Below are 20,090 nucleotides of genomic sequence, written 5' to 3' on the forward strand. Positions count from 1 at the left end.
CACCGGCGACAGGTGGCCTGGGAAGATCGCTGAAACCGCACCTGACCTGCGCAGACCAGGTCGGGTGCCCCAATCCGCCTGTGTCCGTGCACACATCTTGGCGACTTGCCTACGATGGGCAGGGGAAAGGCGTCCGACGTGGGCGCGCCGCGATACAGGTGATGAGGTCTATCCAGATGGTGCTGTCCCGACTGCTCCGCTCCGGCGAGGGCAAGATGCTCAAGCGCCTCCGCAACATCGCACAGCACATCAACCACCTGGAAGACGAGGTGGTGGACCTCTCCGACGCCGAGCTGCGGGGCAAGACCGAGGACTTCAAGAAGCGCTACGCCGACGGTGAGTCGCTGGACGAGCTGCTGCCGGAGGCGTTCGCCGTGGCCCGTGAGGCCGCGAAGCGCACCCTCGGCCAGCGCCCCTACGACGTCCAGATGATGGGTGGCGCGGCGCTGCACCTCGGTCAGATCGCCGAGATGCGCACCGGTGAGGGCAAGACGCTGACCTCGGTCATGCCCGTCTACCTCAACGCCATCGCCGGCAAGGGCGTCCACGTCATCACCACGAACGACTACCTGGCCAAGCGCGACGCGGACTGGATGGGCCGTGTTCACCGCTTCCTGGGCATGACCGTCGGCGCGATCCTCTCCGAGATGACTCCGGAGCAGCGGCGCGCTTCGTACAACTCGGACATCACCTACGGCACGAACAACGAGTTTGGCTTCGACTACCTGCGCGACAACATGGCGTGGAGCCTCGACGAGTGCGTGCAGCGCGGCCACTACTTCGCGATCGTCGACGAGGTCGACTCGATCCTCATCGACGAGGCCCGCACGCCGCTGATCATCTCCGGCCCGGCCGAGCAGTCGGCCCGCTGGTACACGGAGTTCGCGCGGCTCGTCCCGCGGATGCGCGGCATCGACGTCACCCAGCTCTCCCAGAAGGACCGCATCGAGGTCATCGAGGAGAAGTCGAAGTCGTTCCACTACCAGTACGACGAGAAGAAGCGCACGGTCGCCGTCACCGAGCTCGGTGTGGAGTTCATCGAGGACCAGCTCGGCATCGACAACCTGTACGAGGCGGCGAACACGCCGTTGGTGGGCTACCTGAACAACGCCCTCAAGGCGAAGGAGCTCTACAACCGCGACAAGGACTACATCCTCCGCAACGGTGAAGTCATGATCGTCGACGAGTTCACTGGTCGTGTGCTCTCCGGTCGCCGTTACAACGAGGGCATGCACCAGGCCATCGAGGCCAAGGAAGGCGTGGAGATCAAGGCGGAGAACCAGACTCTCGCCACGATCACGCTGCAGAACTACTTCCGCCTCTACGAGAAGCTCGGCGGCATGACCGGTACCGCCGAGACCGAGGCGGCCGAGTTCCACCAGACCTACAAGCTGGGCGTCGTCCCGATCCCGACGAACCGCCCGCCGCAGCGCAAGGACCAGCCCGACCTCGTCTACAAGAGCGAGGAGGCGAAGTTCGACGCCGTCGCCGACGACATCGCCGAGAAGCACGAGAAGGGCCAGCCGGTCCTGATCGGCACGACGAGCGTCGAGCGCTCCGAGTACCTCTCGAAGCTGTTGGTGCGCAGGGGAATCCCGCACGAGGTGCTGAACGCGAAGCACCACGACCGCGAGGCGCTGATCATCGCGAAGGCGGGCCGCAAGGGCGCCGTCACCGTCGCGACGAACATGGCCGGCCGCGGTACCGACATCGTGCTGGGCGGCAACCCGGACATCATCGCGGACCACGAGCTGCGCGAGCGCGGCCTCGACCCGGTGACCACGCCGGAGGAGTACGAGGCCGAGTGGGCCAAGGTCGTCGAGGAACTGACGACCCAGGGCAAGGCGGAGGCCGACGAGGTCCGCGAGGCCGGCGGTCTCTACGTGCTCGGCACCGAGCGCCACGAGTCGCGCCGCATCGACAACCAGCTCCGCGGCCGCACCGGCCGTCAGGGCGACCCCGGTGAGTCGCGCTTCTACCTGTCCCTCCAGGACGAGCTGATGCGCCGCTTCAACGCGTCCATGGTCGAGATGGTCATGACGCGCCTGAACGTGCCGGACGACGTGCCGATCGAGCACAAGATGGTCACCCGCGCCATCCGCAGCGCGCAGACCCAGGTCGAGCAGCAGAACTTCGAGATCCGCAAGAACGTCCTCAAGTACGACGAGGTCATGAACCGCCAGCGCACGGTGATCTACGCCGAGCGCCACCGCGTTCTCGCCGGCGAAGACCTCCGCGAGCAGGTCGAGCACATGATCGAGAGCGTCGTCGAGGAGTACGTCAACGGCGCCACCGCCGACGGCTACGCCGAGGACTGGGACTTCGAGAAGCTCTGGACCGCCCTCAAGACCCTCTACCCGGTCTCGCTGGACCCGAAGGAGATCCTCGAGTCCGACGAGGACGTCACGCGCGAGTACCTGCGCGACCTCCTGGTGCAGGACGCGATGGACGCCTACCGCGCCCGCGAGACCGAGATCGAGGGCCGCGTCGGCGAAGGCGCCATGCGCGAACTGGAGCGCCGCGTCCTGCTGTCCGTCCTGGACCGCAAGTGGCGTGAGCACCTCTACGAGATGGACTACTTGAAGGAGGGCATCGGCCTGCGCGCGATGGCGCAGCGCGACCCCCTCATCGAGTACCAGCGCGAGGGCTTCGAGATGTTCAACGCGATGCTCGACGCGTTGCGCGAGGAGACCGTCGGCTTCCTCTTCAACCTCCAGGTCGAAGCGGCAGAGCCGGAGCCCGCCCAGCCCGAGGTCCCCGTGACCGTGGGCGCGGCCCCGCAGGCCCTCCCGCAGGTGTCGGGCAACGGCGGAGGCGGCGGCGCACGCGCTCGTGCCCGCGCCGCGGCAGCAGCCCAGCAGCAGGCGCAGCGGGAGCCCGACGCCCCGGCCGGCCCGGCCATGGCCCAGCTGGCCAGCGGCAACGCCATCCCGCCCGCCCTGCGCGGCAAGGGCCTCGGCGGCCCCGGCCAGCAGAACCTGAGCTACAGCGGCCCGGCCGAGGACGGCGGCGTCGACGAGCACGGCGAGGCGACCGGCGCGGCCGGCCAGGGCGGCGGCACCCGCAAGGAGCGCCGCGAGGCGGCCCGCCAGGCGGCGAAGAACAACCGCAAGAAGGGCTGACGCCCCTCACCGCACCACCACCGCGTGGGCCGCGTTCCTTCGGGAACGCGGCCCACGCGGCTTTTGTGGGTGCGCTGGAACTCGCGGGCAGGGTGTGGCGGGGCACGCGCTGCAGGACGGCGGGCGAGGCACGCGGGTGATGCTCGGCGTAAGGCACGACGGGTGGGCAGGGCGCGGCAGGACGGCGGGCGAGGCACGCGGGTGATGCCCGGCGTAAGGCACGACGGGTGGGCAGGGCGCGGCAGGTGGGTAGTGCGCGGCGGGACGGCGAGTGAGGCAGGGGCGGCGGGGCGTGGCGGGTCGGCGTTGACGCAGGGGAGCGGCAGGACGGCGGGAGCCAGGGCACGGGCCGACGAAGCCGAGCCGGCCCTGCCCGCCACGTGTGTGGCTGCGTTTTGCGGGCGCGGCCACACCCGTGGCCGAGGGCAGGGTGTGGTTGGTCGGCGGGTTGGGTGGGGCGCGGCAAGACGTGCAGGTCGGCGCTGACGCAGCGGGTGCCAGACGGCGTATGAGGCACGGCGCGGCCCGCGAAGCCGAGCCGACCCGCCACCGACAACCATGCATGGGCGGCGTTCCTCCCGGCAGCGCCGCCCACACCACTTCCAGGGCGGCGCCTCACTCCAGCACCGTGAACGACGTGAACCACCACCGACCGCCGGCGTTCTCGGCCCGACCGGCCGCCGCCAGCACCCGCCCCTCCCTCCGCAAGGTCACCGACATCTCCGCCACCAGCCGCGACGGATGACAGACCCGAGGCGGCCGCACCATCCGCGTGGTCCGGGCACGGACCGACCCGCTCAGCCTGGCCGCCAGCGCGGGCACCGCGATCTCCCGCAACAGCCGGGCAGGCCGCCGTCCGTCCAGCACCTCCAGCACCACCGAGAGCAGGCGTGCGGCGTCCAGGGCGGGGTACGGCGGCTCCGGCACCGGAACCCACACGGGGCGCGGCCGGGGCAGCGGAATCCGGGGAGGGCCTCCGACCGGAGGCTCGTAGGCGGGCAGGCGGCGGACAACTGGGGGCATGGTCGACCAGGCGCGCCACCGACGAGATCAGGACACCGAACACCCGAAAGTGGGGTTACGGTCCCAGCCATGCTGAAAGCCCTGGTGCTCGACTACGGCGGCGTTCTGACCGACCCCGGCGAGGACAACCCCGCCGAACCGCCGCTCCTCACCGCCCTGCGCAAGGCGAAGCGGCACGGGCTCAAGACCGCTCTGCTGTCCAATGCGGACGGGTGGTGGCAGCCGCCGAAAGCACTGAGTCGACTGCTGGACGTCGCGATCATCTCCGGGGAGGTCGGGCTCGCCAAGCCGGACACCGAGATCTACCTGCTCACGGCCACCAAGCTGAACGTGAAGCCGGGGGAGTGCGTCTTCGTCGACGACCTCGCGGTCAACGTCCGCGGGGCCGCCGAGGCGGGCATGGTCGGTGTCCACCATCGGTCGACACGGTCCACCCTCGAGGAGCTGGAAATACTGCTAGCGATCGCGCTCCGCGATTGAGGGTTCACCCCGGAGCGTCATTGCCCCTTTTTCGGCAAGGTACTAGCGTCGATTCGTCGGTAGTCGATTGCATAGGGGAGAAAATGCGAAGAATTGTCGCTTGTGTTGCAGTCGCCATTGCAGCCACGGCAATTGCATCACCCGCGCAGGCGCAGGAACGCGGCTGCTACGAGGACTATCTCAGGGACGGGCGCACCATCGAGGTCTTCTGCGACGAAGGCCGGCCAGGGCGGTTCCGGGCCGTCGCGCACTGCACGAACGGGCTCGGGGTCTGGGACCAGTACGGGACGATCGGCCGGGTCAGGGGCGAGCCCTCGGTGGCGGAGTGCACGTCGCTGCTCGGGTACCCGCGGGTCAACGGGTACCACGTCGACTGGCTCTGATCACTGAGCCCGGCGCACCAGCTCGAAGCAGAGCACGGCCGCCGCTGACGCGACGTTCAGGGATTCCACGCCCGCCGCCATCGGAATCGAAAGCCACGACGTGATGTGTGGACGCACGTCGTCGGTGATTCCGGACGTTTCACTGCCCAGCACGAAAGCCGCGCGTGCCGGGAAAGAAGCGGAATAAATCGTGTCGGGTGCGTGGGAATCGAGCGCGTGGAGCGAATAGCCGGACGCGCGCAACAAAGCCGAGGCCTCCGCCGCGGTGCCGCAGCGCAGCACGGGCGCTCGGAAAGCCACTCCGGCGGAGGCCTTCACCACGAGCGGGTCGATGGAGGCGACGCCCCGGCGCGGCACGACGATGCCGTCGATGCCCGCGGCGGTCGCGGTGCGCAGGATCATGCCCACGTTCGCGGGGGTCGTGATGCCGTCCAGCACGAGGACGGACCCCAGCGATCCCTCTTCCAGGGCCAGCGCCAGGGGCTTCATGCGCGGCGCGACCACGTCGGCGAGCACGCCCTGGTCCTGCTTGCCGTTGCCCGCCAGCACCTTCACGCGCTGCGCGGTCGCCCGCTGCACGACGACGCCACGCGTGCGGGCCGCGTCGATGATCTCGTGCGCGGCCGCGCCTCGGGCCGTGTCGGCGAGCACCACCTTGTCGACCGTGAGCGTCGGGTCGTCCAGCGCTTCCAGCACTGGCTTGCGGCCGTAGACGGTGACGAAGCGGTCCTTGGGCGAGATCTCCACCGGAAGAGAGTGCCAGAGGCGGGCACACAGGGCTCAAACGGGTGAAGAGCTCCACTAGAGCCGTTCGGCCCTTGTGTTTCGGATCATATCGATGATGATCGTCACATGACGGCAGGTATGCGCAGCGTCGCGCAACGTCAACATCTCGCGAGCGGCCAGGACTCGGATGTGTTCATCCGGTCCGACGGGCTGCTCGTCAAACGCACGCGCACCGGCCGTGACCTGCGGCGCGAGGCCGAGATGATGTCGTACCTGAGCGGCTGCGGCATCCCCGTCCCGCGCGTGCACGAGGCCACCGAGGACGAACTGGTCATGCAGTACGTGCCCGGCCCGCGGATGTCCGAGGAGATCGGCCGCAAGCCGTGGCTCGCGGGCAGTCTCGGCCAGGAGCTCGCGGACCTGCACCACCGCCTCGACGTCATCCCGGCGCCCGGCTTCCTCAGCGGCGACGGCGACCTGCTGCACCTCGACCTGCACCCCGGCAACGTCGTGCTCGGCCCGGAAGGGCCCGTGGTCCTCGACTGGGCCAGCGCCACCAAGGGCGACCGCAGGCTCGACGTCGCACTGAGCTGGGTGTCGCTCGCCGTCGCCCACCTCGCTCCGGTCATGAAGCTCACGCGCTGGCGGTTCCTCCGGTCGTTCATGGCCAACGTGGACCCGGAGGCGAGGAACGCGATCCCGGAGGCCGCGCGCATCCGGCTGGAGCGGCACGACCGCGATCCGCGCGAACGCGCGGCACTTCAGAAGCTGATGGACCGCGAACGCCACTAGGCTGGGTGCATGCCGGACCGCCTGTCAGCGCTGGACGCCTCGTTCCTGTACCTGGAGGACGCCAAGACGCCGATGCACGTCGGCGGTGTGGCGGTGTTCCGCCGGCCCAAGGCGGGCTTCGACTACGACAAGCTCGTCGACCTCATCGAGCAACGCCTCAGCCTCGTGCCGCGCTACCGGCAGAAGGTCGTGCACGTCCCCGGACGCATCGCACGCCCCGTGTGGGTCGACGACCCCGACTTCGACGTCACCTACCACGTCCGCCGCAGCGCCCTGCCCAAGCCGGGCAACGACACGCAGCTGCACGACCTGATCGCGCGCCTGATGTCGCGCCCGCTCGACCACTCCCGGCCGCTGTGGGAGATCTACCTGGTCGAGGGCCTCGAGAAGAACCAGACCGCGGTCATCACCAAGACCCACCAGGCCATGATCGACGGCATCGCGTCGCTGGAGATCGGCCAGGTCATGCTGGACGTCTCGCCGACACCGCGCACCAACGTCGAGAACCTCTGGATGCCGCAGCCCGAGCCCAGTTCGCTGCAGCTCGTGGCCGACGCGGTCACCGACATCGTGCACAGCCCCGGCGAGCTCGTGGAGAACGTCCGCAGCGCCGCCCTCGACACCGTCAACACGGTCGAGAAGGTCTTCAACGCGTTCGGCGTGCTCGCCTCGGCGGTCCGCACCGCCGCCACGCCCGCGCCCGGCTCCCCGCTGAACGTCCGCATCACCTCGCCGCAGCGCCGGTTCGCCGTCGCGCGCGCCCAGCTCGACGACCTGCGCGCCATCCGCAAGCAGCACGGCGGCACGGTCAACGACGTGGTGCTCGCGGCCCTGAGCGGTGCCCTGCGCAACTGGCTGCTCAGCCGCGGCGAGAACGTCACCGGCAGCACCACGATCCGCGCGATGGCCCCGCTGAGCGTCCGCGAGGCCGACCCGGACTCGGGCAACAACGTGAGCGCCTACCTGGTCGACCTCCCGGTAGGCGAGCCGAACCCGGTCGTCCGCCTGCACCACGTGAGCCACGCGATGCGCGCGCACCAGGAGTCCGGTCAGTCCGTCGCCGCCGACGCGCTGGTGAAGGTCTCCGGCTTCGCCCCGCCGACGTTGCACGCGCTCGGCGCACGGGCCGCCAGCTCGTTCAGCCGCCGGCTGTTCAACGTCATCGTCACCAACGTTCCCGGCCCGCAGGTGCCGCTGTACGCGGCGGGGGCGAGAATGACCGAGATCTTCCCGGTCGTCCCGCTCGCCAAGAACCAGGCGCTGGCCATCGGGGTGACGTCGTACGACGGCGGTGTGTACTTCGGTTTGAACGGCGACCGCGACGCCATGTCCGATGTGGACGTTCTCGCGACCATGGTCGAGGAGTCGGTGGAGGAATTGATGGGGACGGCGAGCGCATGAGGGTCTACATCCCGGCGACGGTGCCGATGCTGCGCGCGTTCGTCGACAGCGGCGAACTGGCTCCGGTCACCGGCACGGCGTTCGCGCTGACGCCGGCGTTGCGCGAGTCCTACGCGGCGGGCGACACGGAGGAACTGGAGTACGCGGCGATGCTCGATGCCGCGCGGGCTTCCCTGCGGCTGCTGGCCGCCGACGAGAAGGCCGAACCGCGGCGCGCGGTGCTGGCGGTGGACGTGGACGACGTGACGTTGCGCCCCGACCTCGACTTCTCGGTCGTGAAGGTCGGCGGTTCGTTCACCCTGAAGGACGTCGCCGCCGTGCACCTCGACACGGCCGAGGCCGAACAGGACGTGCGCGCGGCCGTGGACGTCATCGACGCGGCCGACCTGGGCGACCCGGACGCGGAGTTCGCGCTGGGCAGCGCCGAGGACCACGAACTGGCCTGGTACGCCGCCCAGGAGCTCCCGTTCGTGCTGGAACTGCTCTAGCCCCTGCGCTGGTCGTGCACCTCGGGCAGCTGGTCGAACCCGGCTGCCCGGTAGGTGGCGACGGCGCCCGCGTTCGAGCTGGGCGTGCAGACGAGCGCGCTCGACGAGCCGAGGTCCCGCAGCGCTGACGCCGCGGCGAGGGTGATGGCCCTGCCGAAACCCTTGCCCCGGTGGTCGTGGTGCACGCCCATCGGTTCGATCAGCCCCGGCCTGCCAGGGCCCGCCGACCACACGGTTGTCGCCGCCACCGCGTCGCCCCGGTCGAAAGCGACCAGGCTGCGGGCGTCGGCGTACGGCGAGCCGACCGCCATCGCGTGCCAGCGCTCCTCGGTGAACGTCGACTTCTCGAACGACGCCCGGATCACGGCGGCGTGCACATCAGCCTGGTCATGTCCGATGACCTCGATCCGCACATCGGGATCCGGTACCGGGGCACCGAGATCACGGCGCAGTGGCGTCCACGGCACGTCGGACTGCCAGCCGCGCTCGAACATCAGCTCCTGGAACCGCGTGCCCCGCGGTGACTCGACGTACACCGTCCCGGAGGGAAGGACGCCGCGTTCGGGAGTGCAGACGTCGTCGGCCAGCCGGCGCGCCAGCTCCTCGTCGGCACGGGCGTCCGGCGCGATCGTGAACCGCAGCAGGTCGGCACCGTCCAGCAGCCCGACGGCGACGATCCGCCCGTCTCCGCGCCAGATCCGGATCGCCTCATCGGTCGCCTTGGCACCAAAACGCCGGTACCAGCCCAGATCTCCGGGGTGGAGCTGGAACGGCTGGTCGTCGTGCTGCCACTCCCGCAGCGCCTGCACGGCTTCGTCCAGCATCACATTCCCTCTGCCGGTTCCCACAGCTCGATCCGGTTGCCCTCGGGGTCGACACACCACCCGAACAGGCCGAACTCCGAATCCTCGGTGTCGGGCAGCACCTCGACGCCGCGCGCCTTCAGCTTGGCCATCAACGACACCAGGTCGTCCACGCGCAGGTTCAGCATGGTGCGCTGGTGGGGCTCGCCGATGTACTTCGTGTCCTGCGCGAACAACGCCATCGTCGTCGTGCCGGGGTACTCGTTCGTCGCCGTGTCGAGCCAGTGGAAGGTGACGGTGCCCTTCTCGCTCATCGGCACGCCCAGGTTGTCGCGGTACCAGGCGGCCAAGCGCGCAGGGTCCCTTGAACGCAGGAAAACCCCGCCGATGCCAGTCACCCGCGCCACCCGACGGACCCTACTACCGCGTGCCACGATGGGGGAATGGACGCAGTCACGTCTGCACCCGAACCGGTCAACGAGCCCGTGCGCACCTATGCACCCGGTAGCGCCGAACGGGCCAGCCTGCAAGCACGCATCGCGGAGCTCGAAGGCACCACGCACGAGCTGACGATGACCATCAGCGGCGAGCAGCGCATGGGTGGTGGCGACCGCATCGACGTGGTCCAGCCGCACGAACACAGGCACGTTCTCGGCGTGACGGCGCAGGCCACGAACTCCGACGTCGCCGATGCCATGCGCGCCGCCCAGCACGCCGCGCCGGGCTGGCAGGAGCTGCCGTTCGACGAACGGGCCGCGGTGCTGCTGCGGGCGGCCGACCTGCTCGCGGGGCCGTGGCGCGACACCCTCAACGCCGCCACGATCCTCGGCCAGTCGAAGTCCGTGCAGCAGGCCGAGATCGACGCGGCGTGCGAGCTCATCGACTTCCTGCGCTTCAACGTCCACTTCGGCCGTCGCATCCTCGAAGAACAGCCGATGTCGTCGCCGGGTGTGTGGAACCGGATGGACCACCGGCCGCTCGACGGGTTCGTCGTGGCGATCACGCCGTTCAACTTCACCGCCATCGCGGGCAACCTGCCGCTGGCACCCGCCCTGATGGGCAACGCGGTGCTGTGGAAGCCGTCGCCGACGCAGCAGCTGGCCGCGCACTTCACCATGCGGCTGCTCGAAGAAGCGGGCCTGCCGCCGGGCGTGATCAACCTCGTGACCGGCGACGGCCAGGCGTTGAGCCAGGTCGCGTTGCGGGACAGGTTCTTCGCCGGCCTGCACTTCACCGGCTCCACCCGCACGTTCAAGGCGCTGTGGCAGACCATGGCGGGCAACCTCGACAACTACCGCGCCTACCCGCGCGTCGTCGGCGAGACCGGCGGCAAGGACTTCGTGCTGGCACACGCCTCCGCCGATCCCCAGGCGCTCGTCACCGGGCTGGTGCGCGGTGCTTTCGAGTACCAGGGCCAGAAGTGCTCGGCGGCTTCGCGGGCGTACATCGCGCGGTCGCTGTGGGAGGGCGGAGTGCGCGAGCAGCTGCTCGACGTCACGAAGTCCTTGTCCTACGGCGATGTCACGGACCTGTCGGTGTTCGGCGGCGCGGTGATCGACCACCGCGCGTTCGCCAAGCACGAGGAGGCGTTGCTGATGGCGTCCGCGTCCACCTCGGTCGAGGTGCTGGCAGGCGGCTCGTGCGACGACTCGGTGGGCTACTTCGTCGACCCGACCGTGCTGCTCGGCACCGACCCGCGCCACGACATCTTCACGACCGAGTACTTCGGCCCGATCCTCGCCGTGCACGTCTACGAGGACGCGGACTTCCCGAAGATGATGGAGACCATCGACACCTCCACGCCGTACGCGCTGACCGGCGCCGTTTTCGCGCGCGACCGGGCCGCCATCGAGCAGGCGCACCGCGCGTTGCGGTTCGCCGCGGGCAACTTCTACGTCAACGACAAGCCGACCGGTGCCGTCGTCGGGCAGCAGCCGTTCGGCGGGTCGCGCGGTTCCGGCACCAACGACAAGGCGGGCTCGATCTACAACCTGCAACGGTGGACGAGCCCGCGCGCCATCAAGGAGACCCTCGTGCCGCCGACGGATCACCGGTACCCGCACATGGGTTAGTGCCGCGGTTTCCAGCCGGTGGCCTCGGTGAGCTTCGTGCTGACCACCCGCTGCGAGCGGCCGAACACCTCGAACGACGCGGCGAACCTGCCGAAGAACTTCGGCAGGCGAGTGATTCCCGTGTCCCGCTTGAGAACCGGCGTCCCGACGTTGTAGATCCCCGCAGGCGCGTCGAGCGCGGCGATCGCTGCCGCCGCCGCGTCCGCGGGGTGCACGACCGACATCCAGCCGTCGCCGACGAGCACCGGCGGTGACATCGCCTCGCCGCCGATCAGCATCCCGATGCGCAGGAACACGCCGCCGGGGTGCTTCAGGACGTTGTGCTGTGCGGTGACCGAACTGGCGACGTGCCCGACGGGCTTGATCGGCGCACTCTCGTCGAGCTCGCGGTCACCGCCGTCCGCGTAGACGAACGAGATGCCCTCCTGCACGACCCGCCCGGCCCCGGCCCTGATCGCGGCCTCGGCCACGGCGGCACTGCCCTCGGTGCGAAGGCGGTTGTTCTCCGCCCACGCGCTCGCGAGCACGGCCTTCGCGCTGAGCGGGATGCGGGTGGCGAGGTTGAGGACGGCGTCGTAGCCCGTGAACGCGGCCGTGAGCTGGTCCACGTCGAACATCGAGGTCGTCTGCCGGTCCAGCACACCGACCTCGTGTCCGGCCGCCCGCAGCTGGGGGACCGCTTCCCGTCCGAGAACACCCGTCGCACCGATCACGAATACCTTCATGACCAGTGGACGAGACAGCGCGTCAGGATGTGACAAGCCGCGCGAAAGCCTGTTGCACCTTGCCCTGCGCGATCATCGCGACCTGTGAGGAGTTGGAGTTGCGCAGGCTCAGGATGATCCTGAACGACTCGGCCGCGTTGACCGCGACGAGGTACGTGCCCTCCTCGATGCCTGGTCCGCTGGCGAAGGACACCGCCATCGTGTGGCCTTTGAGCAACGTCTCGTGGGCGTTCTCGGGCTTCGCGTAGGCGTCCGCGAACTGGACGATGACGAACAGGTCCGAGTCCGCGCCCGTGCCCTCCCGGAACGTGCAGGAGCGCGGCAGGTCGGGGAACGGCTCCGGCGCCGTGGCCAGCGGGGTCTCGAAGTCCGCCGCGGCCAGCAGGAGGCACGGGCCGGCCGGCAGCTTGTGCGGCGTGTCGATGCGCGGCGACGTCGTTGCGACCGTCGTCTCGGTGGTCGTGGTCGTCGTCGTGCTCGGCGGGGCTGCCACCGGAGTGGCGGCACAGCCCGCGAGCAGGAGCAGCAACGGCAGGACGCGCTTCACTTCGGCAACCTCTCCACGGCCTTCGCCGCCAGCCCCTGCGTGACCTGCCCGACCACGTTGAGGTCGTGGCTGCGCTGCAGGACCTTCAGCCCGATGAGCTGCCCCTCCCGCACCTCGACGACGGCGTCACAGGTCACCTCGCCCGAGGAGTCGACGCACTTGCGCGTGAGCGGACGGTCGTTGATCACCCCGCCGTAGCCGCCGTCGGAGAGCAGCTTCTGCGACTCGTCCGCGTACTTCGCGCTCAGCAACGTCAGCCGCGCGGTCAGCGAGGCGAACGGGTAGTCGCACGTCCGCTCGGTCCTGGTGGGGGAGCCGTTCATCTGGCCCGCGTCGCCGGTCTGCAGCAGCGAGCAGGGGTCGGTGTCCTCGAACTTCGGGGCGGTCGGCTGTGCGGTCGAGCAGGCCGTCAGGGCGAGCAGCAGCACCGGAAGCAGTCGGATCATGTGTACAACCTTTGCAGCACCGCGACGGAGCGGGTGCGGGCGACCGACCCGACGTCGTAGTTGCCCGGGATCTTCTCGGCGGTCATCACCAGCACGCGGTCCGCCGCCAGCTCGGTCACGGTGACGCCGATGCTGCTCGACGGTTCGCTGGTGAAGTCGGGCTGCACGCCCCACCAGGCCTTGTGGCCCTCGACGGTCAGCTCCGAGCCTTCATGCACGCGGACCTTCGCCTGCTCCAGCGACTCGTTCTCGACGCTCATCCACACGGTCTGGCCCTCGATCGACCACCGGCAGCTCAGTGGCTCGTTGAGAGGCTCGGGTGCCTTCGTGAAGGGCTTCCCGAAGTCCGGCTCGGCGAGCAACGTGCAGGCGTCGACCGTGGCGAGGTCACGCAGTTTCGGAGTGGCCGGAGCCGGAGCCGGCGCGGGCGTCGAGCACGCGGTCAGCGCAACCAGCAACGCCACAGCCCCCAGGCGTCTGTTCACAAGGGACAGTGTGACTGACCGGCGCAACCTCAATCCGTGTAGTCGTCCATGCCGGCACGTGACGCGAGCAACCTGCGCAGCGACGTGAGCCGGCCCGGCGCGTCCGGCACGAGCTCGTCCAGCATGCAGCCGGGGTCCTCGGGCGAGCCCAGGTGGCCGCAGCCGGGCGGGCACTCCTCGGCGGCCTCGGCGAAGTCCGGGAAGGCCTTCACGATGTCGTCCGGCGTGATGTGGGCGAGGCCGAACGAGCGGATGCCCGGCGTGTCCACGACCCAGCCGCCCTCGGGCAGCCGCAGGGCGACGGCCTGGGTGGAGGTGTGCCGGCCCTTGCCGACGCCGGACACCACGCCCACCGCGCGGTTCGCGCCCGGCACGAGCTTGTTGACCAGAGTGGACTTGCCGACGCCGGAGTGGCCGATCAGGCACGACACCGTGTTCGCCAGCCGGGCGCGCAGTTCGGCAGGCTCCTCGTCGGAGCGGGTCACGACCACCGCCACGTCGAGCTCGGTGTACAGCGCCAGCAGGGCGTCCGCCGAGGCGAGGTCCGACTTCGTCAGGCACAGCACCGGTTCCAGGCCGCCGGCGTACGCGGCGACCAGGCAGCGGTCGATGAAACCCGTGCGCGGCGGGGGATCCGCCAGCGCCACGACCATGATGAGCTGGGACGCGTTCGCGACGACGACCCGTTCGAACGGATCGGTGTCGTCCGCGGTCCGGCGCAGCACCGAGGTCCGCTCCTCGACGCGCACGATGCGGGCCAGCGTGTCCGGCTGGCCCGACGTGTCACCGACGATGCCCACCTGGTCGCCGACCACGACGGGCGTGCGGCCCAGTTCGCGTGCGCGCATCGCCGTGACGACGGCGCCGGACTCCATCGCGCACGTCCAGCGGCCGCGGTCCACGCCGATGATCATCGCGGTCTCGGCGTCGGCGTGTTCCGGTCGCCTCTTGCTGCGCGGCCGCGTCCCCTTGCCGGGGCGCACGCGCACGTCGGACTCGTCGAGTTTGCGCCAGTCCTGCTTGCTCACTTCTACGCGCCCCCGGTGAGCATGGCGTCCCACATGCCCGGGAAGTCCGGGATCGTCTTGGTGGTGCTGCCGATGTCGTTCACCGACATGCCCCGCACCACCAGCCCGATGATCGCGCCCGCGGTCGCCATGCGGTGGTCGGCGTAGGCCTTCCACACGCCGCCGCGCAGGGGAGCGGGGTCGATGACCAGGCCGTCCTCGGTCTCGGTCGCGTTGCCGCCGACCGCGTTGATCTCGTTGACGAGCGCGGCGATCCGGTCGGTCTCGTGGCCGCGGATGTGCGCCACGCCCCGGATGGTCGTGCGGCCCTCGGCCAGTGCCGCGAGCGCGGCGACGGTCGGCGTGAGCTCGCTCTCGTCACGCAGGTCGATGTCCACACCGGACAGCTTCGCCGGACCCCGCACGGTCAGGCCGCGCTCCGACACCTCGACCGCACAGCCCATGCGCTCCAGGATGCCGCGCACCGCGTCACCCGGCTGCGTCGTGGCGGCGGGCCAGTGCGGGATCGTCACCTCGCCACCGGTCACCGCGGCCGCCGCGAGGAACACCGTCGCGTTCGACAGGTCCGGCTCCACGTGCCACGTGCGTGCCTTGATCACACCGGGCTCGACGCGCCACACGTTCGGCACGCTCGTGTCCACCTCGACGCCGACCGACCGCAGCGTCTGGACCGTCATGTCGATGTGCGGCAACGAGGGCACCGGCTTGCCGTCGTGCCGGATCGTCACGCCCTTGTCGAACCGGGCGGCGGACAGCAGCAGCCCGGACACGAACTGCGACGAGCCCGACGCGTCGATCGTCACCTCGCCACCGGGTACCGATCCCGTGCCGTGCAACGTGAACGGCAGCGCGTCCCCGTCGACCTCGACGCCCAGCGACCGCAGCGCACCCAGCACGGTGCTCATCGGCCGCGTCCGCGCGTGCGGGTCGCCGTCGAACCGGATCTCGCCCTCGGCCAGCGCGGCGGCGGGCGGCAGGAAGCGCATGACCGTGCCCGCGAGACCGCAGTCGACGTCGGCCGGCCCGCGCAGCAGACCGGGCACCACGTCCCAGCCGCCGTCCTCGCGATCGGTGATGCCGACGCCCAGCGACGAGAGCGCGGCCGTCATCAGCACCGTGTCGCGGCTGCGCAGCGGCGCGTGGACCGTGGACGGCCCATCGGCCAGTGCCGCGAGGACCAGGACGCGGTTGGTGATCGACTTCGAGCCGGGCACCGGCACCGTCGAGTGGACTGGGCCGGGCGCGCTGGGGGCTGACCAGTGCTGAGTCATGCCTGAATGATCCCGCATCGGGGGTGGTGGGGTGACCACCAGCCTTCACCGCGGCTCTCGGCGCCCAGCAGGTCGCCTCGCGGCACCGGCCCCACGTCCCGATATGCCCGATATCGGGACGTGGGGCCGGCACCGCGATGCAACCGTCTGAACGGCGAGAGCCGGGGCGAACGCTGGTGGTCACCCCACCAGGGCAAGCTCGCACAGGTGTTCCGGCCGTGGGACAATTGAGACATCGGAGGTGATCGGTTTTGTGCGGTAGGTACGCCTCCACCAAGGACCCGGCGCTGCTGGCGGCCGAGTTCGACGCGGTGGACGGGACCGGCGACGAGGCACCGGGGGCGGACTACAACATCGCTCCCACCAAGCGCGTCATGGCCGTGGTCGAGCGTCAGCCCGAGGACGAGGAGCTGGAACGCAGCATCCGCGTCATGCGCTGGGGGCTCGTCCCGCACTGGGCCAAGGACCTCTCCGGTGCGGCCAAGATGATCAACGCCCGCGCCGAGACCGTGCTGACCAAGCCCGCGTACAAGCAGTCGGCGATCAAGCGGCGCTGCATCATCCCCGCCACCGGCTGGTACGAGTGGCAGCCGGGCGAGGGGCGCAAGCAGCCGTACTTCATCACCCTCGGGGACGACACGTCCCTGGCGATGGCGGGCCTGTGGTCCGTGTGGTGGAAGGACGACGTCCCGACCGTCACGTGCGCCGTGCTCACCACGGACGCCATCGGCGCGATGACCGAGGTGCACCACCGGATGCCGTTGCTCCTGCCTCCGGACCGCTGGTCGGCGTGGCTCGACCCGGCGTCGCTCGACCCGAGCGAGCTGCTGTTCCCCGACCCGTCGATCGTCGAGGCGCTCGAGCTGCGGCCGGTGTCGACCGAGGTGAACAGCGTGAAGAACAACAAGCCGTCCCTGATGGACCGCGTCTCGCTCACCGAAGACGAGAAGCCCTCACCCACCTTGTTCGAGCCGTCATGACCACGCTGTTGGTGGACACGCCGCACGGCCCCGCGCGGGCCTCGCTGCACTGTGCCCACGAGCCGCGTGCGGCACTGCTCCTGGGCCACGGCGCCGGTGGTGGCGTCGAGGCCCCGGATCTCGTCGCCGCGTGCCACGCCGCGAACTCCGTCGGCGTGCACGTGGCGTTGATCGAACAGCCCTACCGCGTCGCGGGCCGTCGTGCCCCGGCGCCGGCCGGCCAGCTCGACACGGCGTGGCTGGCGGTGGTCGAGGACCTGGGCGAACGCTGGTTCGACGGCCTGCCCCTGGTGTTCGGGGGCCGGTCGTCGGGAGCGCGCGTGGCCTGCCGGACCTCGGTCGAGGGCCAGGCCGTCGCGGTGCTGTGCCTGGCTTTCCCGGTGCACCCGCCGGGCAAGCCGGAGAAGTCGCGGATGGCCGAACTGGACGGTGTCGAGGTCGCCACGCTGGTCGTGCAGGGTGAGAACGACCCGTTCGGCCAGCCCGAACGCGCCCACCACCGCGAGGTCGTGCTGCTGAAGGGCGACCACTCGCTCAAGGCGTCCGTCGCGGACGTCGGCCGCTATGTCGGTGAGTGGATGGACCGGGTGCTGCGCCCGCTGGACTAACGTTCGGCGCATGACGGTCATCGATGAGCAAGGCAGGCCAGAACCGCCGATGGGCGGCGACGAGCTCGCCACCCTCAAGGGCTTCCTGGAGTTCCACCGCGCCACCCTCATGTGGAAGATCGAGGGCCTCACCGCGGAGCAGCTCAACACGACCGCCGCGAAGTCCACGATGACCCTGGGCGGGATGGTCAAGCACCTCGCCTACGTGGAGCAGCAGTGGTTCCGCGTCGTCCTGCACGACCGCGAGCCGCTGGAACCGTGGGCGAGCGTCGACTGGAAGACCGACAACGACTGGGACTGGTGCTCGGCCGCCGACGACACCCCGGAACAGTTGCGCGCGTTGTGGCTGCGCGCTGTCGACGGCGCCAGGAAGGACCTCATCGAGGCGCTCAGGCGCGGCGACCTGAGCCAACCGGCGAAGCGAGCGCCGTGGCGTGACGGGCGCGTCCCCAGCCTGCGGTGGATCCTCACCCACATGATCGAGGAGTACGCCCGCCACAACGGTCACGCCGATCTGATCCGGGAAGCGATCGACGGCCAGACGGGGGAATAGCGCGCTGGCCGAATGGACACACCGTCGGCCGAAAGTACGGCAATTTGTTTTCATGACAACCGAATGCGCATCGATGGCGTCACCCCGGTCGTAAGGGGAATCACCAATCGAGACCTATTCGGGGAGAACGCGTGAACTCGTTCCGCAACACCGCACTGGCATTGGCCGGTGCCGCCCTCCTGTCCGCCGCGGTGACGACGACGGCGCAGGCCGACGAAGCGCCGTGGTGCACCGGAGACGACCTGGTGATCAGCGCCCACGACATGCGCCCGAACGGGAGCACGAACAAGGGTCACGTGGTCAGGTTCGCCGCCGCCGAGGGCGTCACCTGCACGATCGGCGGCAGCGTGAGCAACTTGCGGTTCCTCGACGCCGAGGGCGCGGACATGAACGTCCCGCTGACCGGTGGCCAGGGCGAGTACAGCGAGGCGACCGTCCACGGGAACTACTCCGCGGTCCTCTACGTGGGCTCGCGGATCAGCGGTCCGCACGTGACGCCCGCGTCCATCCAGTTCGACCTGCCCGGCCAGGGCAGCCTCGGTGACCGGGTCACCGTCGCGTGGCCGTCGTGGATCGGCGCTCCCGTGCAGGTCGGCAACATCGGTTGGCCGGTCAGCTAGTGGCGGGTCACACCACTAGGCGCTGATCTTCGCGACCACCGCTCCGGTGAGTCGCACCAGGTCGGCAGGCGTGATCTCGACTTCGAGACCACGCCTGCCGGCGCTGCAGAACAAGGTCTCGAACTGCAGGGCCGACTCGTCGACCACGACGGGGAGGCGTTTCTTCTGGCCGAGTGGAGAAATGCCGCCGGCGACATAACCCGTGGCGCGCTCGGCGTCGGCGACGACGGCCATCTTGGCCTTCTTGCCCTTCAACGCCGCCGCGAGACCCTTCAGGTCGAGCTGCACCGTCACCGGCACGACGCCGACCGCGAGCTTGCCGTCCACCTCGGCCACGAGCGTCTTGAAGACACGCTCCGGCACCAGTCCGAGCGCCTCGGCCGCCTCCAGCCCGTAGGACTCGTGGCGGGGGTCGTGCTCGTACGAATGCAAGGTGTGCGCCACCCGCTGCTTGTCCAGCAGCGCTGTGGCGGGGGTCCCACGTCCGGCCATGCGGAATTACTACCAGCACCTCTGTTGTTAGGTAGAACGTGGCAACGAACATGCTCGAGCGGTCACGCGTAGAGTCAGTCCCGACCCAGAACCTGTGGGAAGGGAGCGCGGTGCCCGCCACCGGCACGACAGAGACGACGGCGGAACGCGCTGCGCGTTTCGAACGCGACGCGATGCCCATGCTCGACCAGCTCTACTCGGCGGCCCTGCGCATGACGCGCAATCCGGCCGATGCCGAGGACCTGGTGCAGGAGACGTTCCTCAAGGCCTATTCGGCGTTCGCCTCCTTCTCGGAGGGCACGAACCTGAAGGCCTGGCTTTACCGGATCCTGACGAACACGTACATCAACGGCTACCGCAAGAAGCAGCGCCAGCCGATTCAGCAGCCGACCGACGAGATCACGGACTGGCAGCTGGCGCAGGCGGAAAGCCACACCTCGTCCGGGCTGCGCAGCGCCGAGGTCGAGGCACTCGACAACCTGCCCGACAGCGACGTCAAGGAAGCATTGCAGCGGTTGCCGGAGGAGTTCCGGATCGCGGTCTACCTCGCCGATGTCGAAGGCTTCGCGTACAAGGAGATCGCAGACATCATGGGCACCCCGATCGGCACGGTGATGTCCCGGTTGCACCGGGGCCGTCGCCAGCTCCGCGACATGCTGGCGGACGTCGCCCGCGACCGCGGCTTCCTCCGGAGCAGCAACGGAGACGCGTCATGAACTGCGGCGAACCCCACGACACCGACTGCTCAGAGGTGCTGTCCGAGGTCTGGCTGTTCCTGGACCAGGAATGCGACAAGACCCGGCGCGCGGCGCTGCAGACGCACCTCGACGAGTGCCATCCGTGCCTGGAGCAGTTCGGGCTGGAGGAGCACCTCAAGGCGCTGCTCGCCCGCAAGTGTGGCGGAGACTACGCGCCCGCCGATCTGAAGGCGCGCATCCGCGCCACGATCGTGGAGATTCGCAGCGAGGACTGACCGTCCTCAGCAAGACCCGAGCAAGACAAAAGGCCCTGGTCACCGTGGTGGCGTCCAGGGCCTTTCGCAGCA

Annotated in this window: 24 protein-coding genes; 13 read left to right on the forward strand and 11 right to left on the reverse strand. The window is 69.7% G+C overall.

Annotated elements, in window-relative coordinates:
- Positions 1-176 precede the first annotated feature (176 nt).
- Positions 177-3,122, forward strand: coding sequence for a preprotein translocase subunit SecA (secA, locus tag SK571_RS37580; RefSeq protein ID WP_319988875.1), 2,946 nt, complete (start codon positions 177-179; stop codon positions 3,120-3,122).
- A gap of 615 nt (positions 3,123-3,737) precedes the next feature.
- On the opposite strand, the gene SK571_RS37585 is transcribed toward secA, so the two are convergent.
- Positions 3,738-4,145, reverse strand: a complete 408-nt coding sequence (locus SK571_RS37585) for an Rv3235 family protein (protein WP_319988876.1) — start codon at positions 4,143-4,145, stop codon at positions 3,738-3,740.
- Between the two features lie 69 nt (positions 4,146-4,214).
- On the opposite strand from SK571_RS37585, the gene SK571_RS37590 reads away from it, so the two are divergent.
- Together SK571_RS37590 and SK571_RS37595 are read left to right on the forward strand one after the other, a co-directional pair.
- Positions 4,215-4,625, forward strand: coding sequence for an HAD-IA family hydrolase (locus SK571_RS37590; RefSeq protein WP_319988877.1), 411 nt, complete (start codon positions 4,215-4,217; stop codon positions 4,623-4,625).
- An 83-nt stretch (positions 4,626-4,708) separates the two neighbouring features.
- Positions 4,709-5,008: a hypothetical protein gene (locus SK571_RS37595; protein WP_090005406.1), complete on the forward strand. Its 300-nt coding sequence runs from the start codon at positions 4,709-4,711 to the stop codon at positions 5,006-5,008.
- Here the strand turns inward: SK571_RS37595 and SK571_RS37600 are convergent, their stop codons facing one another.
- Positions 5,009-5,755: a TrmH family RNA methyltransferase gene (locus tag SK571_RS37600; protein ID WP_319988878.1), complete on the reverse strand. Its 747-nt coding sequence runs from the start codon at positions 5,753-5,755 to the stop codon at positions 5,009-5,011. It abuts the gene before it with no gap.
- Positions 5,756-5,860: 105 nt separating this feature from the next.
- Between SK571_RS37600 and SK571_RS37605 the strand changes: the two genes are divergently transcribed.
- The 3 genes from SK571_RS37605 to SK571_RS37615 are packed head-to-tail and all read left to right on the forward strand — an operon-like array spanning position 5,861 to position 8,415.
- A complete protein-coding gene (locus SK571_RS37605) occupies positions 5,861-6,526 on the forward strand; it encodes a phosphotransferase (RefSeq protein ID WP_319988879.1) in 666 nt (221 codons plus the stop codon).
- A 9-nt stretch (positions 6,527-6,535) separates the two neighbouring features.
- Complete coding sequence (locus tag SK571_RS37610; RefSeq protein WP_319988880.1) at positions 6,536-7,927, forward strand: WS/DGAT/MGAT family O-acyltransferase; 1,392 nt, start codon at positions 6,536-6,538, stop codon at positions 7,925-7,927.
- Positions 7,924-8,415 (forward strand): DUF6912 family protein, encoded by a 492-nt coding sequence (locus SK571_RS37615; RefSeq protein ID WP_319988881.1) that lies wholly within the window; start codon positions 7,924-7,926, stop codon positions 8,413-8,415. Before SK571_RS37610 ends, SK571_RS37615 begins: the two co-directional genes overlap by 4 nt.
- Here the strand turns inward: SK571_RS37615 and SK571_RS37620 are convergent.
- Together SK571_RS37620 and SK571_RS37625 are read right to left on the reverse strand one after the other, a co-directional pair.
- On the reverse strand, positions 8,412-9,239 hold the full coding sequence (locus SK571_RS37620; RefSeq protein WP_319988882.1) for a GNAT family N-acetyltransferase: 828 nt from the start codon (positions 9,237-9,239) through the stop codon (positions 8,412-8,414). The genes SK571_RS37615 and SK571_RS37620 overlap by 4 nt on opposite strands.
- Positions 9,239-9,568 carry a VOC family protein gene (locus tag SK571_RS37625; RefSeq protein ID WP_406602089.1) on the reverse strand — a complete coding sequence of 110 codons (330 nt, stop codon included), beginning with the start codon at positions 9,566-9,568 and terminating at the stop codon, positions 9,239-9,241. The genes SK571_RS37620 and SK571_RS37625 overlap by 1 nt, the downstream gene beginning before the upstream one ends.
- A gap of 93 nt (positions 9,569-9,661) precedes the next feature.
- Here SK571_RS37625 and pruA point away from each other — a divergent pair, with 93 nt between their 5' ends.
- Positions 9,662-11,290, forward strand: coding sequence for an L-glutamate gamma-semialdehyde dehydrogenase (gene pruA / locus SK571_RS37630; RefSeq protein ID WP_319988884.1), 1,629 nt, complete (start codon positions 9,662-9,664; stop codon positions 11,288-11,290).
- Here the strand turns inward: pruA and SK571_RS37635 are convergent.
- The 6 genes from SK571_RS37635 to aroA are packed head-to-tail and all read right to left on the reverse strand — an operon-like array spanning position 11,287 to position 15,792.
- A complete protein-coding gene (locus SK571_RS37635; RefSeq protein WP_319988885.1) occupies positions 11,287-12,015 on the reverse strand; it encodes an NAD-dependent epimerase/dehydratase family protein in 729 nt (242 codons plus the stop codon). The genes pruA and SK571_RS37635 overlap by 4 nt on opposite strands.
- 22 nt (positions 12,016-12,037) lie before the next feature.
- Positions 12,038-12,562 (reverse strand): hypothetical protein, encoded by a 525-nt coding sequence (locus SK571_RS37640; RefSeq protein WP_319988886.1) that lies wholly within the window; start codon positions 12,560-12,562, stop codon positions 12,038-12,040.
- Positions 12,559-13,008, reverse strand: a complete 450-nt coding sequence (locus tag SK571_RS37645) for a hypothetical protein (protein ID WP_319988887.1) — start codon at positions 13,006-13,008, stop codon at positions 12,559-12,561. Before SK571_RS37645 ends, SK571_RS37640 begins: the two co-directional genes overlap by 4 nt.
- Entirely contained in the window at positions 13,005-13,493 is a 489-nt protein-coding gene (locus tag SK571_RS37650) for a hypothetical protein (protein ID WP_319988888.1), read from the reverse strand. The genes SK571_RS37645 and SK571_RS37650 overlap by 4 nt, the downstream gene beginning before the upstream one ends.
- Positions 13,494-13,522: 29 nt before the next feature.
- Positions 13,523-14,521: a ribosome small subunit-dependent GTPase A gene (gene rsgA / locus SK571_RS37655; RefSeq protein ID WP_319988889.1), complete on the reverse strand. Its 999-nt coding sequence runs from the start codon at positions 14,519-14,521 to the stop codon at positions 13,523-13,525.
- Positions 14,522-14,523: 2 nt separating this feature from the next.
- Positions 14,524-15,792, reverse strand: coding sequence for a 3-phosphoshikimate 1-carboxyvinyltransferase (aroA, locus tag SK571_RS37660; RefSeq protein ID WP_319988891.1), 1,269 nt, complete (start codon positions 15,790-15,792; stop codon positions 14,524-14,526).
- Positions 15,793-16,043: 251 nt separating this feature from the next.
- Between aroA and SK571_RS37665 the strand changes: the two genes are divergently transcribed.
- The 4 genes from SK571_RS37665 to SK571_RS37680 all read left to right on the forward strand — a co-directional run bounded on the left by SK571_RS37665 (position 16,044) and on the right by SK571_RS37680 (position 18,553).
- Positions 16,044-16,772: an SOS response-associated peptidase gene (locus tag SK571_RS37665; RefSeq protein ID WP_319988892.1), complete on the forward strand. Its 729-nt coding sequence runs from the start codon at positions 16,044-16,046 to the stop codon at positions 16,770-16,772.
- The gene (locus SK571_RS37670) at positions 16,769-17,380 is read left to right on the forward strand and encodes an alpha/beta hydrolase family protein (protein WP_319988893.1); all 612 of its coding nucleotides are present in this window, start codon (positions 16,769-16,771) and stop codon (positions 17,378-17,380) included. Before SK571_RS37665 ends, SK571_RS37670 begins: the two co-directional genes overlap by 4 nt.
- A 10-nt stretch (positions 17,381-17,390) precedes the next feature.
- On the forward strand, positions 17,391-17,933 hold the full coding sequence (locus SK571_RS37675) for a DinB family protein (protein WP_319988894.1): 543 nt from the start codon (positions 17,391-17,393) through the stop codon (positions 17,931-17,933).
- Between the two features lie 131 nt (positions 17,934-18,064).
- Positions 18,065-18,553, forward strand: coding sequence for a hypothetical protein (locus SK571_RS37680; protein WP_319988895.1), 489 nt, complete (start codon positions 18,065-18,067; stop codon positions 18,551-18,553).
- 15 nt (positions 18,554-18,568) lie between these two features.
- On the opposite strand, the gene ybaK is transcribed toward SK571_RS37680, so the two are convergent.
- Positions 18,569-19,045, reverse strand: coding sequence for a Cys-tRNA(Pro) deacylase (gene ybaK, locus SK571_RS37685; RefSeq protein WP_319988896.1), 477 nt, complete (start codon positions 19,043-19,045; stop codon positions 18,569-18,571).
- A 50-nt stretch (positions 19,046-19,095) separates the two neighbouring features.
- Here ybaK and SK571_RS37690 point away from each other — a divergent pair, with 50 nt between their 5' ends.
- Complete coding sequence (locus SK571_RS37690; RefSeq protein WP_319988897.1) at positions 19,096-19,761, forward strand: sigma-70 family RNA polymerase sigma factor; 666 nt, start codon at positions 19,096-19,098, stop codon at positions 19,759-19,761.
- Positions 19,758-20,018, forward strand: a complete 261-nt coding sequence (gene rsrA, locus SK571_RS37695; protein WP_319988898.1) for a mycothiol system anti-sigma-R factor — start codon at positions 19,758-19,760, stop codon at positions 20,016-20,018. The genes SK571_RS37690 and rsrA overlap by 4 nt, the downstream gene beginning before the upstream one ends.
- Positions 20,019-20,090 lie beyond the last annotated feature (72 nt).

This window comes from Lentzea kristufekii (assembly GCF_033949925.1).
Lineage (GTDB): Bacteria > Actinomycetota > Actinomycetes > Mycobacteriales > Pseudonocardiaceae > Lentzea > Lentzea kristufekii.